This window comes from Alcaligenes sp. RM2, from assembly GCF_052931795.1.
The window spans coordinates 1,323,189-1,339,230 of sequence record NZ_JBRFIO010000001.1; the positions used below are offsets into that span (position 1 = coordinate 1,323,189).

Below are 16,042 nucleotides of genomic sequence, written 5' to 3' on the forward strand. Positions count from 1 at the left end.
CACGCAGGTCACGGGGTAGGATCGGGGGTTTCGGTTTCGTCGCCATCCTCGTCCTTATCGTCGCCTTCCTCTAACGGCTCGTTATCCTTGGGATCAAAGCCGCCAGCAACCCGAATCTCGTCGTTGCTGAACACCTCTTCACCCGTCGCCAAAGCGGTCTGGTTGATCGTGCTCATCTTGGCAGCGTTATCCAGCCGTTCTGCAAAGGTCTGCTCTGTGAGGTCATCCCACATCACTGTCTTCTCGCCCGTGGCATCCAGCACACCGATACGCACCAAGTGATCAACCAGATCCTCGATCTCGAAAGACAGATCCATACGGCGTGACTGGCAACGCGCATAGAAAAACTTCAGGTCTTCGGTGCTGGCGCGTTCGCCCTGTTGATTGCCGACCAGTACGCGGCTTGGAATATCCAGGCCGGCTGAAATGGTCTGCAGGTTGATGTTGTAGGTTGGCCCTGGGTCTGGGACCGCTGAGACCAAAGGGGTTACCGTCGCTCCCTGCGTCGGCAGCAGCACATCGTTGCCCCGGTTCACCTCTTTTGCGACCTCATTGAATCGCTCCTGCAGCTCATTAACCGAAACGCCGTACATTGAGGCGAGATTATTAAAGTCGATCTCTTTGTCGAAATTGACGTTGAGCTGGCGGGCTGCATTCTTTAAGAACGACTCACCCGAACCGCCCTCCACCTTCTCCAGTGAAACGAAGTTGTTATAGACAGGCTCAAGAAAACCGATGGCGTCACCGGAGTAGTCACCCAGGATAAACACACGGTCAGGGTGAATCTTGATGTTTCGCCCAGGCTGCCCGTTTGTGCTCTGCTCTACATAGCTCCAGAACTTGGGCTTGCCGTAATTCTCTGATGACAGATCGGTATCCCACTCAGACACTCGCAGCGTTGCGGCCCACACCGGCACCACATCGACAAGGGCCTTGGAGCCGCCCTTGACTGGCTCATGCCATTTGCCGCTGTCCTTGACTCGCAAAACAAGACCCGAGTACCGGCCCACCAAGCGCCGGGCATCAGCCTCACGAAAGCGACGCCACAACCGGGCCGTCAGAACTCGCTTTGTTTTCGTTTCCCAGTCCGTCTCTTTGCGGGACTCATCCTCTTCGTCACCCTCGATCACCCAAGGGTTTGTTTTCCAGCAGGTCCCGGCCAGCTTCTCTACTGCGCCACTGGCCAAGCCATTACGGCGATACAGCTTGTAGAAGTCATGGAAGTCCAGGTTCTGCTTAAAGCCGTATTCGCACCAGGCAGCGGCTCGCTTATCGTCCAGCCCCATGCCCAAGGGGTTCAGTAGGCTCATGCGGGCACGCGCCAACGCGGCAACATGCATGGCATGGTTCACCGCCAGTTGTAGATTGCTTGCCGTCATGTCGTAATCCGCTTAAGTATCCCGTTCATGCCTTCGCTGAAATAACCCAGGCGCTCCGGATGGCTGACCAGATCAACACTGGACAGATCAGGATCACGCCACAACCTCTTTTCATGCACAGGCGACCGATCAGCCGCCAATTGCCGCGCACAGGACATGCAGCGCGCACGGATAACCAGCGAAACGCTGCCGTCTCGCGCTGAAACATTGAAAATTGCCATTTATCTGCCTTGAAGTAGGCGCTTTGGAATCATCAGGCCCATGGCTTGTGTGCCGCCCAGCTCAGTCAGCGCCCAGACCATGGCGTCAAGCCGGTCAGGCGATTTCTTGGCCGTTGCTGGCACATATTCCATAAGTTGGTTTTCAAGCAGGTACAGAGCGCCTTTATGCGCCACCCGGCCCTGCTCGTAGAGTGCTGAGATAGGCTCAGCTCGGGCGAACTTGCCTTTGCTGGCATGGACACGCACGATGCGGCCCTTGAATCCAGCATTCCTCAGCGTGGACTCTGCCATGTCGCCGCCCTGGTTCGTCTCGATAACGATGGCATCGGCATTGTGCTTCTCGTATGCGCCGATGGCCTTCTGAGCCCAGCCGTTCGGGCTGTACTTACCGCTGTAGTCACCATCTACCGAATACTGGCGGTTATCACCAGACCCGTAGGAACTGGCCGCCACAATGCCGGTCTCGTCGCTTTCGTCGCTCGCAGTCGTGGCCGGGTCAACCGCCACCACCGTGCGTACCAGCTCATGCCGGATCTGCAGAGCATGGGCTGCTGTAATCAGCGCCTCAGTCCACAGCGCCCCCTCGGCATTGAATCGGCGCGGACGCTGCATGTACTGCGCCTCTGCCGTCCGTCGGTGAGAAAACAGCGCGGTCCGGTGTGATTCGTTGTGTTTGAAGGGCCAGAGCCAGCCATCGGGTAGACCATGGTCAATCGGTATGCCGTGAGTGTTCTCTTCCGGGTACGGAAGGCTGTTGTCGATGATCACTGGCAGATTCAGGTGGTGCCACTTTTCCCCAGATCCGCCACGCAGCAAGTAGCCGCTCAGGTCCTGGTAGTGAATCCGCTGCATGATCACGATCATCGGCGTGGTTTCAATCGCCAGCCGGGATTTGATTGTTTCGTTGAATCGGTCGTTAATGCCGCCGCGCACCGTATCGCTGTATGCATCATCAGGCTTGACCGGATCGTCAATGATCAGCGCCCCCTGCCAGCCTGGCTCCATATGCCCGGCCCGAAAGCCAGTGACCTGACCGGCAGCGGATGACGCATACACACCACCACCATGCTCGGTCCACCACATGGCCTTACTGTCAGCATCGTCGCGCAGCACCATGGGCCACATGTCTTGATAAGCTTGTGACTTCACAATCCCCCGCGCCGTACTGGAGTTCAGCAGCGCCAGATTGTGTGAGTAAGACAGGTGCATGAACCGGGCGCGGTTGTTCAGCGCCAGGCCACGCCCGATCATATTGATCGTGGCCAGCTCAGTCTTTGTGTACCCAGGCGGTACGTTGATGATCAGGCGTGTAATCTCACCAGAGACCACGCGATCAAGCGTTTGCTGAATCACCTTGTGGTGCGGGGCCACGATCATCTTCTTGCCTATCCGCTGCTTAAAGAAGTACCGGGCAAAGAAAAGCCCCTCGTCCTGACAACGGACCTTTGCTACTTGGCGCAGGACATCAGGATCAACATCAGTACTCATCTTCAAGTGCTGAGACGGCGGCAGCGACTGATTTTTCATCGACCACCACCGTTCTATGTTCCATGGGCTTCCCACCCGGGCCGCTCAACTCTCGCTTATTAGTAAACATGCCGCCGCTTTCCTTGGCGGCCTGCTCGAGTAGAGATGCGGCCAAGACGATGTTCTTGCGCTTCATCGACTCATGCACCATCCTCTGAAGTTGGCGCAGGCGGTAGGCTTGATTGGCCACAGGAATGTCGCTGACCTCAGCAAGAAACCGCTTCCGAGTAGACTCAAAAATATCCTTGAGCTTCTGGCTCATGCGTGCACCCGCCTTCGTCGCCGGGTTATACGCCTGGAGCTGTTGGGGACTCACATCAATCCCGAACTCCTGTTTTACCGCCTCAATTACTTGGGACGGAGCGTCAAAGCATGCCAGCGCTTGGACGATGAACAGCTTTTGATCGTCTTTAAGGGCTGCCATATGTAATAAATCCTAAAACGGGTATAAAACCGTAATTACCTTAGATACTGGGAGTCAACATGGAACAGAAAGAAAAGAAATACTCTTTTCTTGGGCTCGAGGTGGGTCGCATCGGATGGTGGGGAGCCCTCGTTGCTTACTTAAGCATCCCAACGTGCATCCTTGGGTACGCTCTGTGGTTTGGGGTCAGGCATAAGCTCAAATTAGACTCATCACCTGAAGCGTGGGCACATTTTGGGGACTTTTTGGCAGGCACTGCTGGGCCAGTTATAGGCTTTGCTTCAATAATGTTGCTATTAGCTACTCTAGGACTTCAACGAACGGAGTTACAAGAGCAACGCAAACAACTTGCTCAATCCACAAAAGAAGTAAACGAGCAGAATAAAATATTGCTGCGCCAGTCTTTTGAACAAACTTTCTTTGGCTGGCTCCGCGATTATAAGAACCAAATCAGCTACCTAGCATTTAGCTCCGATGCTAACGACATTTCACTTGAGCAACACGATCCACCTAAAACAAACCTATTTGGCATTAAAGCGCTGGTCGATATGGCCAAATTCTTAATGAGTAGCCCCATTTACGAATTTAACTTCTGCCCAAGCAGGGAAGGCGTCTCAACAGTTGCCACGCTTCAACAGGCATGGAGAACTATCCATAAGCCGCGGGGAGACACAGTTAGAGCAGCGATCCGCAGCTTATACGGGATCATTAAATGGGTTGACAGTCAAGGCGCGCTTTCCGATGCAGACAAACTTCACTATATAAGCATAATCAGGGCACAACTCACTGATTCGGAGCTCGTACTGCTATTCGTAAATGGTCTTACACAACGTGGGGAAAAGTTTGTGCACTATATAAACAAGTATGCATTGTTCGATAATTTAGTAATTGAAGAGTACCAACCCATCCAAGCTGTGCAATGTAGTGCTGGCGTCTCCCCATACAAAGACTCAGCCTTCAATACCGACATTGCACGAAAGACATTAAACTTAAGAAGCGACCTTTAAACAGGTGCCGCATGCGTGTGCGATGTTGGCTCTTGCCACTGAGGGGCCCTCCTTGGCGGCGTCAATCAGCCGCTGCACATCTGGAGATGCGCCGTAGCGTTGAACCACCCCAATAAACTCTTCCACGTCATGACCGACCATGCAGAGCTTGGGGAATCCTTCTTTATCAAACTTGGGTGAGCCGAACTCATCCATCTGCTGGCCAATGTGCATCAGCTCATGCTCTACCAGTGCGCAGAACTCGATGTCGCTGCACTGGGAGCAGTAATCGGCCGCCAAAGTAATGATGAATTGCGGCACGTAGCCGAACCATTCACGCATCTGTTGCTCTTGGCGGGCTTTCTGCCACCCGCCTGCGCGGAACATTACTTGCTCACACTGGCCAAGCACTGCACGGCCTTGCTTTGTGAAAGCCGTTGATGCCCACAAGAAGCGCAGATCAGCGTCAATCAGGTGGGAGTGGTCGGGATTGTGGATCGGGCCATCATCAGCCAGGATGTTTCGCTGTACCCATTCGCTTATCTCTGGCGCGGGCCGAAGCGTTAGAAATAGCTGCGCCTCCTCACCAACCAAATCACCAGGCGGGCAAGGTCTCGCTGGCTGCGCCATTTCTTTCATCCATAAAAAAATCGCCCGGAGGCGGCTAACGATCGCTCTAATGAAGCGCTTATTAAGCTGTGTAAACTACGTTTTATATCTATACTCAGCTAAACGTCCGTTACTTACACTTTGCTACCCCTCATCAACTAACTTTAAAAGAGATTAGCCATGGCTCTGAGTAAACTAATTGAAATTCCTGGAAAACTTATTCTGAATAATAAGTTTGTGGAGGCTGCGGTTGGTATTGCCCTCATTGGTGCCGTAGCAGGTATCCATAACCTCGGCGCGAAGTTACTTCAAAAAAAACGTTTTAAGGTTAGCTACGGTCCTGCAAGTCTCTCGGGGTCAGATGATCTGAGCGCGCAAGACTCAACAAAAAAATAAAACGCGATAACGCCAAAAAAACCCGCCGATCTTTCGACTGGCGGGCCTGTTCAAAACCTATAGGCACAGTTGTGCTCACTGGTATTCTTGCAGTTTCCCTTGCAGTTTGCCAGACTGAGATCTTGCAGTTTTAGCGCCCAGGTATATGTAGCGGATGTGGCGCCAGTCTTTTCCACTTGCACCTGTCCAGACTTACTCAGCTCTACGAGAACTTGGCGCACTCCCTCCCGCACAGCGCCCCGCTGTGATTCGGTGATAGCCTTTGCCTGAGTGACATGTCGCACAATCTGAGCCATCCTGAACCCTCGACCTGGATACGCCGCCAGCAGATCAATCACCTCCGACGCATACTTCACAGCAATACCTCCTTTTCTACCTTGGCCCTGAATCCTTCCAGGTGCCGTTTGTAATCCTCATCCCGCAAGATGGCTCCTGTGATCTGACGAATCCACCGGCGAGCTACTACTAGGCGCTCAGATGCCGACAGGTTGCCAAAGTGGGAGTTCTTCCGGGTGTACTCGGCCTGCACCACCATGGCCTGATAGCGCGGCAAGCGCTGGTACAAGGCATCCACAGCCTGAGCGTGGTCTTGGTTGATTGGGCGGTAGTCATCCTCCCAGGGTACGTACCGCTCCATGTTCCCGACCGTCTCGCCAGACCAGCACCAACGGGCCCAGTTCCAAATCAAATCATCGCCGGTCAGTTTTTGCATGGCCGCCCTCCCCAAATAACGCTTTGAGTCCTTCTCGCGCCCACTCGCGTTTCGCCTCGGGCTGCCGCTCCTGGTGCTCTTGCCGCTTTCGGCGCACAAAATCCACATGCTTCGATGGGTCTTGGTACATCCAGCTTGGGTATGACATATCAAACCTCCCGCACCGAAATGCCGTGGACCTGGAGCATCAGCTTTCGTTTCATGATGTAGTCCCGAGTGCGCATGCCCTTGGCGTCCTCGATTACGGTCTGGCCAGTGGCCGTGTCCGTATAACGGAAGTCAGCCACGTACTCACAGGCGCGCTCCGGCTTTCCATCATCACGGCGTTGCTTGGGGATCAGCTCGAAACGTGGCTGCAGTTCCAGGCCAGTGATCTGCCCTGCCCGCTCCAACAATTGGAGTTGGCTGTATCGGGTTGCTTCCCGCACGCTATCGAATTGGTGGCCGTCCAGCGTGACTTTGCGGTTTCCGTACTTGCGCTTCATGCAGCCTCCGACAAAGCAGCGCGAGCCATGGCCAGGACTGTGGGGGAGCGGCCTTTCTGGCTGTCCAAAATCTTCCGGGCCCAGCCTTTGGAATCCTTCCGGGGCTTCTGTGATTGCGCGGCAATGGCTTCGATCTTCTTCTGAGCGTCTGCATTGCAAGTCACATCAGAGCCAGGCGCAGGCAACGCCAAGCTCGGAGCTGGCACAGGCTCCCATGCCCCCTTGGCGAAGCTCTCGCGCAGTTCTTTCTCCCAGCGAGCGCGGATCACAGAAAAGCTTTGGTTCAGCAGATCATGAGCACCAACCCTCACGGCTGCCCAGTAAACCGCTGGGTGTGACCACTCGCCCTGCTCTCCGCGTTTGCGCTCTTGCATCCCGAGCACAGCTTCCGCATGGGCTGTGGCTGGGTCCAAGGCTGGACGGCACAACATCATGAACTCAGGCAGGTTCGGTACGTAGCGGCGACTCTTGCATGCCTCAACGCCTGCAGCAATCTCGTCGCCAGTGAAGCCAGCAAGGTCTTGTGCCCAGGCGGACTTCATGGCCTGCTCGTCCACACTGGCCCACTGAGCAGCGAACTGCTGGCCGTACATCACGGACAAGCGCATGAACAAGCGGTCAATCCAAGCCTTCGGCATAGGCTGGCGGTCAGTTTGCAGTTGCATCAATCACTCCCATGTCTTTTTCAACCGGCGCGGCCCTTTCCCACAACCGGGCCGTCCAATCGGCATTGCGCTCTGCCTGGGTCGGCATACGGCCTGTCTGCTTGGGAGTTGTGCTTTGCTCCAGCCAACCGGCTTTCCCTCCCCTCCAGCCGCGCAGCATGCACTCAGCCAGGAAGTCATCGACGCTGTAGCCCATGGCCATAGCTCGACGTGCTTCCGTTCCCAGCCGGTTTGCAGCAGTCTGAGTCAGCGGGGCTTTTATCTCTTTCCGGTGTCGCAAGTAGTCGGCAACCACCTCGGGGCTCGGTTCGGCAGGCCAGCTCGAAAAATCGATAGCAGGCGCGGCAGCGCGTGTACGCGGTTTTATCTTTTCTTCTTTATCTGTTTCTTTATCTTTATCTGTATCTATATCTAGCGGCGTTATGTCTCCGTTACGTAACGCGTTACTGTCTGCGTTACTCTGTTCCCCTTCTGTTTTTTGCTCTGCCGCTTCCTCGTCCTGCTTGCGTTTGCGGTACCGGCGCTGACGCTCCGCATTGGTAGGATCGGTGTCGCTGCTCATCTGGCGGCTATCCCAGTTCAAAGGCTGTAGCGTCTCTTGATCGATCAGGCCTACTTCGGCCAGGCGACGTGCCACATCTTCCAGCGTGCGCGCATCGATGCCCAACTTCACGGCAACCTTGCGCAGCATCAGCGGGTCGTCATTGTTCAGAACGCCCTGTCCCTTCAAACACAGCAAGGCCACGAAATGCCAGCGATCCTCAAAAGCCAGCAAGCGCAGCTTCTCGTCGTCAACCATCTCCGTGTAAGCACGGAACCACGGCAGCTTTTTCATACCGCCTCCAAAGTGAAATTTGCCGCCCTCAGCGCGCCATCAGGAACAACGGCACCACGGTCCAGCAGTGTTTGTATGCACAGGCGCAACAAGTCGCGCTGTGGGCTGTAAATCGACTCAAACTTGTTTTTCCAGGGATGGATGGCAACCAGTCCAGGCGCACCTGTTCCATCCTGGTGGTGGCCCGCACAAAGGGGCAGGACTAGCCAATGCGCATCCGGCTTGGTGCGACCGTCGATATGGTGGATACTCACGACTGGCTGATAGCGCTTATCCAGATGACAGGCGATGCAACCGAGCGAGGCCATCATGCTGTGGAACCGCTTCTGGTCTGCCGTAGTTGCTGCGCCCTTCATGCCGCGTGACTTAATCGCCTTAGGCTTGACTGGCTTCCAGGCGCTGCGTGCCATCGGCTTTGTCGGGGCCTTGAATGTGCTGTTCCAGGCTCTCATCGTCGTGCTACCCCAAAACCGACAACCGCCAGGAATGCACCCATGGCCATTCCTATCAAGCCATCGTCACTAGCCAGTTGTGCGATGCACACATAAAAAATGATCAGCCACATTTGCCAGAGCTTCATGACTCGCTCCCGGGGAACTCAAGAAACACGCCACGCTCTCGGAAGTCAGCCTGCACAGCCTCGGCATATGCGCTCAGTTGCTTGCGGCTCATAAGGGATGTCACTGGCAGGTACTTCATTACCAGCAACTTTTCTTCGTAGGTTCGGCCTTTGATGATCGAGTCGTACATGCCTTGGAACTCGGCATCTTCGGCACGAAGAATCGGCACGCCGTGGTGCAACTTGCAGTAGCAGCGCCAGCCCAGTGCATCGTCCTCTGGCAACTCCCGTGCAATCTGCCCGTACCAGACATGCGTAATGTCGTTCTGTGGCAGTGTTCTGGCCTTGCCGGTCTTGACCGAAATGCGCAGATAACGATGCGCTTGGTACTGACTGCGCACATCGCCCATGAAGCGCTGCAAGGATTCATCGCTATTCACGATCTGCATATCAGCGCCCCTTCTCTACAGCCCGCAGAGCATTACGCTCCATGCGATGAAGAATGACGCGAGCTTCACGGAAAAGTGGAACCAGCTGGTCTGCCTCGGCTTGGGTAATCACTCCATCAGCCACCGTCTCAGCGGTCACGGCCGCAATCTTCCCGATCTTGGTAGAAATCATCAGGAACTTGTCTTGCAAAGCCTTGCCTTCATCAGCCCAGCCGCCCTCAGGCGGAGGAGGCACAAGATCCACATGAATGCCACGCTGAGCATTCATCACCAGCAGCCAATCCCAGGCGTACTCAGCACCGCCCGCCTTCTCTTCCATCCACTCGCTGAGCATTTCAGCCATGGAAATACTGATCTCGTCCCCATTCACGGCGCGCAGCTTTGCACGCAGGCTTTCAGGGTGAATACCGCGACCGCGCCGTTCCGTCAGAAACAACGCCGCATCAACCACCCCGCCAGGGGTTTTGCGAACGCTGTTATAGAGAACGTCCAGCCAATCTGTGTTTGAGTATTTGCAGGTCATTACCTTGAAACCCTCGTAATTTCAGCGTTTCGCTTGTTATGAGCCCTGGCTACGATGCTTGATGGAACTACGTATCAGGAACTACGAATGGAAACTAAGAATCAAACGCCGGACACTACCGGCATGGATGAAGAAATCGACTTTGAGCGCCTGGAACTACTGGACCGTGCCACGGAGTTGGCCAGGCAAATGTTTGAATACCCAACAGAGGCTCACGTCGAGGGCGTGCTGGATCGACTGCTATGGAATGAATTTCACGGCTTAGGTGAGGCCGGGGCCTCTACCCTTCACTAGATATCTGTGGGGCCGATGGGTATCGGCTCTCGCTTTTCTGGATCACACATTGGCGCGCTCCTTTATCGCCTTCCAGGCAGTAGGCCAATGCTTTGGGTTCTGTCGGGCAACTGCCGCGATTACGCGATCTGCAATTCGCGGAGGCAGGTCTTCCGGCCATTGGGTAACTGCCTGAGGCATGATCCCGATAGCAGAAGCGGCGGAACTCACAGAGCCGCCTAGTAGCTGGATGGCATGTTGTTTCTTCATGCGCAAATGTTAGCGTGCTTACGCAATCATTGCAAGCACGCTTTTTTCAAAATAGAGTGTAATTGCGCTTACATATGAGCGAACTAAAAGACAGAATCGAAAAATTGAAGGCTGTAATGGCCTGGAATGACACCCAGATGGCCAAGGCGGCTGGGGTGAGTCGTTCCGCCGTTTCTCAGTGGGCCGGGAAAGGAAGCAAAATCATCCACACGATTGGTGATGTGGAGGTTGCTCTTAACCTAGAGCGGGAGACGGGCTACAGCGCGCTATGGATAGCCAAAGGCGTTGGTCCAGAGACAGCTAAAGACCGCGTATCAGCGGAGTCTTGGCCCTTCTCTTCTATCGATAATCAAAAGGTTCGCGCTCTAGACCCAGACAGAGAGCGTATGCAGCTTGAAACCGCCATCCTCCTATCCGCCGCCCAGCTCGGCTTGGACGTGAAGAAAGACGAGAGCAAGTAAATGACTGGAAACGTGACCCAGCCCAGGGAGGCTGTACGTAAGAAGGACTGAGCAGGAAGAGACAAGGAGCCATTTGGCTCCTTATTTTTTATCAATGAAGTAACGTAATTTTAGTTAAGTAACGGAATGCGGAGACCTCAACGATGTCCAACATGAAGCTACGAGCTTTTTCTATCGGCAATACGGATATAGCGAAAGGCGAAAGCGACCTACTTTTGAAGCTCCGCGATATCCTGCGGGGAAATGTGTCCGCGAACGAGCGAAGAATGCAGTTGAGCACCGACGATCCGCTGAGAGAAGAGGACTTGCTTTCGTATTACAGCGACCCTGATGAGCATGGCTACCAATTTTGTACTATGTTAAGGTTGGCGCCAGGTAATGATGTCCAGCACATTAGCGACAGTCTATTTGGCAAGTCAAGATTCACAATCTCCGACCTCCACAGCACCGACCTCGAGGCTGCTGCTATTTACAAGAGCCATTACTACTTCAGCTCTTCCCCGAACTTCATCGTGACCAACCTACCAGGCAATGTCACAGTTCTCAGGCTGCAGACATATATCAACTGGCTGACCAAATGTCTTTATGAAATCTCTCCGCTCATTGAAGAGTCTCAACTCTCTCAGTTAGCTGACATACGCAACATCACTGTAAGAGATCCAGTTCTTGACCCGCAGTCATCCCGCCCCCAGTCCCCTGAAACGAAGAGGTCTGTATTCGACATTGCCTCTTACGCAATGGAGAAAGTCAAAAACATGTTGACCGAAACTGAGGCGCTTTCCGATCACGAATTATCTCAAATGATCTCTGCAAAGCTTGTGATCGAGTTCGCTAGGCCCAAGAAATCTGACAGTGAAGCTTTAAAAAAAGCGTATGCTGCCCTCCTCAAGCCAGTCGCTGATCTTGAGAATTTTTCTGTCAGGACGAGGGATGACAAAGTAGTGGCAAAAGGCCAAGACATCTTGAGGGTCAAGGCTGTTAAGATAGATCTAACAGAGCTAGGACGCCCTAACGAACAAACGGTAAAGCAAGAAATGGAAAAATTCCTACTTGAGCTAGAGCATGAAAAGAAAGCTAGCAGTTAGCTTTGCAGCACTGTTGCTCTCCATCCTCTTGGCTTCTCTGATGACATCGAGGCCGGACGCGTCTTTCCTGAACACGATCTATACTGTTGCTGGGATCATGTTCTCCATCGGCATGGGCGCAATAATCACCTTCAATCTAGACCGAGTCAAAAACAAAGGTTTCTTCTTGAGTATAAGAGGCAACATTAATTCAGTACGCAACTCGTTTATTTTTTTCTTTTCGTTGATATCCTTCTGCTACTTGCTTTATCAGATAGCCCCCGAAGCATCGATGAGTTATACATATAAGGGGTTCACAGTGGCATTCAGTGTTTCCCTGTTCGTAGCGTCAATAATTCCAATCAGCATTGTTTACTTCATTCTAAACTTCCTAGAAATTCAAAGATTGAATTTGGACATTGCAGAGAAGCTTCTTGAGTAGCAAGCAGCAGCTCAAATTGGACGCAAGCCATAACTGACAAAGCCCCTCACGGGGCTTTCTTGTTTGCTCCAAACCAGGCCCTAAGCCCGCAGGTCCGAGGAAGCGTTACAAAGCACTTCTATGCTTAAAGGGGCGAAAAGCCCATACTGGTACAATGAGACTGATCTCATTCAAAGGTGGCAATCTCGCTATCTCACTACCCTTCAAATTCCACGCCACATCATTGCTTAGGCAAACCTACATTTCCAGGCTACAGCGGTAATTTGAAGTCATACAGAAGGTATTACTATCTACGAAAAACTTAACCAGGCTAGTCGCAGCCCACTCCACACTTCTCCGTTGCGCGAGCCCGCTCGCCGAACAGTCGAAAGCCATCAAACCTATACAAAGCAAGTGGTATCGACCCGGCAAAAACTTATCCGACAGCTAAAAGACCGGTTCCCCGGCCTTCCGTTCTGATACGTCAGCTCACGTAACGAGCCTATACGACAAAGCCCCTCCCGGGGCTTTTTTGTTTATGGCGCCCACTTCCCAAGCGTTACCAGTTCGCCTGACTCTGCAATAGCCCTCAGCTCTGGGGTTAACCGACTCAGCATCAGTGACTGGCCTACATACCCTCGTGCTGTTTGATAGCCGAGCCTGGCGTATGGAACATCATATCCGTCCGCGGTCTTCATCGTATGGATGGATGCGTGTACTAGCTCCATTTCGATCTCCTAATGATCAATAAATTTGATTGATGAAGCCCTAGGCTAACTGGCTAGTTTCGGACAATAGTCCGAATTTTCGCCACACAGATCCAGTCTACCCAGGCCCAACAGTTAGCTGCATTACCTTGACCCAAAATACTGTATAGATATACAGTATAACTATCCCCCTGCCCCGCCATATTGATGCGCTCCATGTAGCTCCCACTAATCAGAGCGCGTATCTAAAACGCCCACTTGTAAGAGAAGAGCATTGCGATATGACGAGTAATCAGAACACCAAGCCTCCGGCCGACCTTTCAGCTTTACTGCGGGCTGCAGCAGAAAGGCTCGAAGAAAGCTGTGCTGTCATTGACGCTGCAGAGGCCGCCTGGCTATCACCAGCACTACAAGACGATGCAAAGCTTCGCATCATGACCAGCCTTCGTCGCACCTTAATTGACGTAATCCTTGGCATTGAGAGCGGCACTCTGATCGACTGAGCGCCTCGCTCCACACTCCCCTGCTCGCTTATGCGGGCTTTTTTTCTAATCTTAGCGTAAGCATTCTTACGAAATATACGTTAGCATGCTTGACATTACCTGTTAGCACTCTTACACTTCATTCAACGCTTCACCAAAACCGCAGAACAGCCTAGCCCTCAGGGCAGCCCAGTAACGGTACAGAGAGCGCCAGCAGCAAAGGCTGCGCCCGCTACGGCGGAGGCTCTTTAAAAATCAGCAAAGCGATAAACAGGCCAATGGTGCGACAGCGCACGGCTAGGCCCAGGGCGCATCCCCACACCCCCTGATAAAGAGTGAGACGGACAACCCGTGACGTGGGGATTTAGAACGTTGCGCTACCTGGAGCCAGCTCAGCTGGGAGTAGCCAGGAGTGCAGCGGTTATCCACCAGTACCTTGACTCAGGGTACTGACGGATAAATAGGAGATAGACATGGAACAGCAGGACAAACCAATGCGCTGGCCCAGCGACTTTCCGGGCAAGCATGACAAAACCCCATCAACGCCTGCATGACTCGTGGCAAGTAGTAGCGAGGTCCAGGCAGCCCCTTAAATAGGGGCCCTCTGACAGCAGCCCTTGGCAGCCGTGTTAGCGACGGCAGCAAACCCCAACCCCTCCATACGTGTGAAGTCCGATGAAACGGTGCTTTATCCGATCAAGGGCTGCTATCAGAGGGCATAGAACCCCGGAACCCGCCAACACCTGCATTTGCGCAGATGCAGTGACGGCGGCAGACGCAGGCTAACCCTCTCCCCTTTCAATGGCGCCGGACGCGGCGCAATCCCCACGGAGCTAACCATGAACGCTATCGCAGAGCGCGAGGTACGCGCTTACGAGCTGGCGGAGCGCCGCCGCGCCTATATCGCGGAGCAGATCCGCAACTGCCTGTATGGCAAAACGCTGTACGTAAACATCGCCTGGACCCTGCAATCGATTCCTCAAAAGGTAAGCCGCATAGGGCTGATCGAAGAAATGGAGAATGCGCTTCTGGCTTCCAGTTCGGCAGGCTTCGACTATTCAGCCAAGCTGCTTGCTGCGCTTGATGATGAAAGCCTGCGCCCTACCCTGCGCACCGAACGCGAACGAATCATCGGCGACTGGGCAGACACCACGCATAACTGCATGACCCAGCAAAAACTGGAGGCGCTGCCGTGCTGATCGAGTTTTTCATTTTTGCGGTGTTCTTTTGCTGCGCCGCTTTCTTTATCGCACTCGGAATTGAGGGCGTTCTTAGTATCTGGAGGCAGCCGTGACAGACCAAAACCCCGGCTTCCCCCTCACACGCAAGCGCACCGTAATAGCTGCGCTTTTATTTCGCCTGTGGAGGGTCTTTCAAGAGTGGTTGACGGCAGATCGCCCAGGATACGCACCCGACAGCAGCACCCCACCCTGGGGATGGCCCCTAACCCTACTCATTGCCATAGCAGTCTGCGGACTGCTTTTTTTCGGCCCGACTCTGGCGGCCCGAGCGATTGGAGCATGACATGACCGAAGTCTTAGAGCTGACGGAACTGCCGCCAGCAGAAACGGCGCTGCAAATTTACCAAACACCAAACGGTCTGGACCCGTATATCGAGCGCATCCGACAAGAAGTCACCGGGCATGCGCCGAACCTGAAGACCGACAAAGGCCGAAAGGAAATCGCCAGCCGCGCATTCAAGGTGCGCAAGATCAAAGCCGCTCTGGATGGCTTAGGCAAAGAGCAGGTGGACAGGCTCAAGGAAATCCCCAAGCTGATCGACGCTGAACGCAAGCGCATGCGTGACGAACTGGACGCACTGGCTGATGAAGTCCGCAAGCCGCTCACGGACTGGGAAGAAGCAGAGGCCAGCCGGGTAGCACTCCACCGTGCCGCACTGGACGGCATGGCAGAGCAAGCTCGGGAAGTGGGTGGGCTTGATGTTGAAACCCTCCGCCAGCGCATCGCAATAGTTGAATCTGCGGTGATGGGCGAGTCCTGGGAAGAGTTTGAAGCAGAAGCTCACCGGGTCAAAGCCAAGGCGCTGGAAATCCTGAATGCAGCCCTGACTGAACGCCAGAAGTACGAAGCTGAGCAGGCAGAACTGGCTGAGCTACGACGCAAGCAGGCCGAGCAGGAGCAGAAAGACCGTGAGGCGGAGATTGCCCGCCAAGCCGCTGAAAAGGCCCGAGCCGATGCGGAAGCCAAAGCCCAAGCTGAGCGCGAGGCAGCTGCCAAGCGCGAAGCCGATGCCAAGGCCGCAGCAGAACGGGCTGATCGAGAACGGGCCGAAGCCATCGAACGCCAGAAGCAGGCCGAGGCCCGGGCCGAAGCTGAAAGACTGGCCGCTGAGCAACGCGCCAAGGATGCCGCCGAAGCCGCCCGCCAGGCAGAAATCAAGCGCCAAGCCGACGCCAAGGCAGCCGAAGAGGCCGAGCAGCGCCGCCGCGAAGCCGATATCGCGCACAAGGCCAGCATCAACAATGCCGCCCTAGCAGCATTTATCGAAAAAGGCTTGCCCGACGCATGCGCCAAGCAGGCCGTCATTCTGATCGCCAAGGGTCTGATCCCGGCTATCCGAATCCAATATTGAG

Annotated in this window: 21 protein-coding genes; 8 read left to right on the plus strand and 13 right to left on the minus strand. The window is 54.2% G+C overall.

All coding sequences use genetic code 11. From position 1 onward, the window contains the following. Positions 1–8: 8 nt before the first annotated feature. From ACU6HM_RS06125 to ACU6HM_RS06140, 4 genes are read right to left on the minus strand one after another with little or no spacing between them, the layout of a single operon-like run. Positions 9–1,379 carry an anti-CBASS protein Acb1 family protein gene (locus ACU6HM_RS06125; RefSeq protein WP_446763497.1) on the minus strand — a complete coding sequence of 457 codons (1,371 nt, stop codon included), beginning with the start codon at positions 1,377–1,379 and terminating at the stop codon, positions 9–11. Next, positions 1,376–1,600: a hypothetical protein gene (locus ACU6HM_RS06130; RefSeq protein ID WP_219236038.1), complete on the minus strand. Its 225-nt coding sequence runs from the start codon at positions 1,598–1,600 to the stop codon at positions 1,376–1,378. The genes ACU6HM_RS06125 and ACU6HM_RS06130 overlap by 4 nt, the downstream gene beginning before the upstream one ends. Next, positions 1,601–3,088, minus strand: coding sequence for a phage terminase large subunit family protein (locus tag ACU6HM_RS06135; protein ID WP_446763498.1), 1,488 nt, complete (start codon positions 3,086–3,088; stop codon positions 1,601–1,603). It abuts the gene before it with no gap. Then, the gene (locus ACU6HM_RS06140; protein ID WP_446763499.1) at positions 3,078–3,551 is read right to left on the minus strand and encodes a DUF2280 domain-containing protein; all 474 of its coding nucleotides are present in this window, start codon (positions 3,549–3,551) and stop codon (positions 3,078–3,080) included. The genes ACU6HM_RS06135 and ACU6HM_RS06140 overlap by 11 nt, the downstream gene beginning before the upstream one ends. Before the next feature lie 59 nt (positions 3,552–3,610). Between ACU6HM_RS06140 and ACU6HM_RS06145 the strand changes: the two genes are divergently transcribed. Next, on the plus strand, positions 3,611–4,558 hold the full coding sequence (locus tag ACU6HM_RS06145) for a putative phage abortive infection protein (RefSeq protein ID WP_446763500.1): 948 nt from the start codon (positions 3,611–3,613) through the stop codon (positions 4,556–4,558). Here ACU6HM_RS06145 and ACU6HM_RS06150 read toward each other — a convergent pair. Next, complete coding sequence (locus tag ACU6HM_RS06150; protein WP_446763501.1) at positions 4,541–5,176, minus strand: putative metallopeptidase; 636 nt, start codon at positions 5,174–5,176, stop codon at positions 4,541–4,543. The genes ACU6HM_RS06145 and ACU6HM_RS06150 overlap by 18 nt on opposite strands. Positions 5,177–5,326: 150 nt before the next feature. Between ACU6HM_RS06150 and ACU6HM_RS06155 the strand changes: the two genes are divergently transcribed. Then, entirely contained in the window at positions 5,327–5,542 is a 216-nt protein-coding gene (locus ACU6HM_RS06155) for a hypothetical protein (RefSeq protein WP_446763502.1), read from the plus strand. Positions 5,543–5,894: 352 nt separating this feature from the next. Here the strand turns inward: ACU6HM_RS06155 and ACU6HM_RS06160 are convergent, their stop codons facing one another. The 8 genes from ACU6HM_RS06160 to ACU6HM_RS06195 form a co-directional block, all read right to left on the minus strand. Beyond that, positions 5,895–6,254, minus strand: coding sequence for a hypothetical protein (locus tag ACU6HM_RS06160; protein ID WP_446763503.1), 360 nt, complete (start codon positions 6,252–6,254; stop codon positions 5,895–5,897). Positions 6,255–6,403: 149 nt separating this feature from the next. Further along, entirely contained in the window at positions 6,404–6,739 is a 336-nt protein-coding gene (locus tag ACU6HM_RS06165) for a DUF1064 domain-containing protein (RefSeq protein ID WP_429646452.1), read from the minus strand. Next, positions 6,736–7,404 carry a hypothetical protein gene (locus tag ACU6HM_RS06170; protein ID WP_446763504.1) on the minus strand — a complete coding sequence of 223 codons (669 nt, stop codon included), beginning with the start codon at positions 7,402–7,404 and terminating at the stop codon, positions 6,736–6,738. The genes ACU6HM_RS06165 and ACU6HM_RS06170 overlap by 4 nt, the downstream gene beginning before the upstream one ends. Further along, the gene (locus tag ACU6HM_RS06175) at positions 7,388–8,239 is read right to left on the minus strand and encodes a hypothetical protein (protein ID WP_446763505.1); all 852 of its coding nucleotides are present in this window, start codon (positions 8,237–8,239) and stop codon (positions 7,388–7,390) included. Before ACU6HM_RS06175 ends, ACU6HM_RS06170 begins: the two co-directional genes overlap by 17 nt. Further along, positions 8,236–8,649, minus strand: coding sequence for a Ref family recombination enhancement nuclease (locus tag ACU6HM_RS06180; protein ID WP_446763506.1), 414 nt, complete (start codon positions 8,647–8,649; stop codon positions 8,236–8,238). Before ACU6HM_RS06180 ends, ACU6HM_RS06175 begins: the two co-directional genes overlap by 4 nt. Before the next feature lie 38 nt (positions 8,650–8,687). Continuing rightward, positions 8,688–8,819 carry a hypothetical protein gene (locus ACU6HM_RS06185; protein WP_446763507.1) on the minus strand — a complete coding sequence of 44 codons (132 nt, stop codon included), beginning with the start codon at positions 8,817–8,819 and terminating at the stop codon, positions 8,688–8,690. Further along, complete coding sequence (locus ACU6HM_RS06190) at positions 8,816–9,247, minus strand: hypothetical protein (RefSeq protein WP_446763508.1); 432 nt, start codon at positions 9,245–9,247, stop codon at positions 8,816–8,818. The genes ACU6HM_RS06185 and ACU6HM_RS06190 overlap by 4 nt, the downstream gene beginning before the upstream one ends. 1 nt (position 9,248) lies before the next feature. Further along, on the minus strand, positions 9,249–9,770 hold the full coding sequence (locus tag ACU6HM_RS06195; protein WP_446763509.1) for a hypothetical protein: 522 nt from the start codon (positions 9,768–9,770) through the stop codon (positions 9,249–9,251). An 87-nt stretch (positions 9,771–9,857) separates the two neighbouring features. Between ACU6HM_RS06195 and ACU6HM_RS06200 the strand changes: the two genes are divergently transcribed. From ACU6HM_RS06200 to ACU6HM_RS06225, 6 genes are all read left to right on the plus strand, one after another. Continuing rightward, entirely contained in the window at positions 9,858–10,064 is a 207-nt protein-coding gene (locus ACU6HM_RS06200) for a hypothetical protein (protein WP_125304132.1), read from the plus strand. Between the two features lie 323 nt (positions 10,065–10,387). Then, positions 10,388–10,774 carry a hypothetical protein gene (locus tag ACU6HM_RS06205; RefSeq protein WP_042480158.1) on the plus strand — a complete coding sequence of 129 codons (387 nt, stop codon included), beginning with the start codon at positions 10,388–10,390 and terminating at the stop codon, positions 10,772–10,774. 143 nt (positions 10,775–10,917) lie between these two features. Continuing rightward, positions 10,918–11,859, plus strand: a complete 942-nt coding sequence (locus ACU6HM_RS06210) for a hypothetical protein (protein ID WP_446763510.1) — start codon at positions 10,918–10,920, stop codon at positions 11,857–11,859. 1,388 nt (positions 11,860–13,247) lie between these two features. Beyond that, positions 13,248–13,469 carry a hypothetical protein gene (locus ACU6HM_RS06215; RefSeq protein ID WP_250757134.1) on the plus strand — a complete coding sequence of 74 codons (222 nt, stop codon included), beginning with the start codon at positions 13,248–13,250 and terminating at the stop codon, positions 13,467–13,469. Between the two features lie 818 nt (positions 13,470–14,287). After that, positions 14,288–14,647, plus strand: a complete 360-nt coding sequence (locus ACU6HM_RS06220; RefSeq protein ID WP_446763511.1) for a hypothetical protein — start codon at positions 14,288–14,290, stop codon at positions 14,645–14,647. A 326-nt stretch (positions 14,648–14,973) separates the two neighbouring features. Continuing rightward, positions 14,974–16,041 (plus strand): hypothetical protein, encoded by a 1,068-nt coding sequence (locus tag ACU6HM_RS06225; RefSeq protein WP_446763512.1) that lies wholly within the window; start codon positions 14,974–14,976, stop codon positions 16,039–16,041. The last annotated feature ends 1 nt before the right edge of the window (position 16,042 follow it).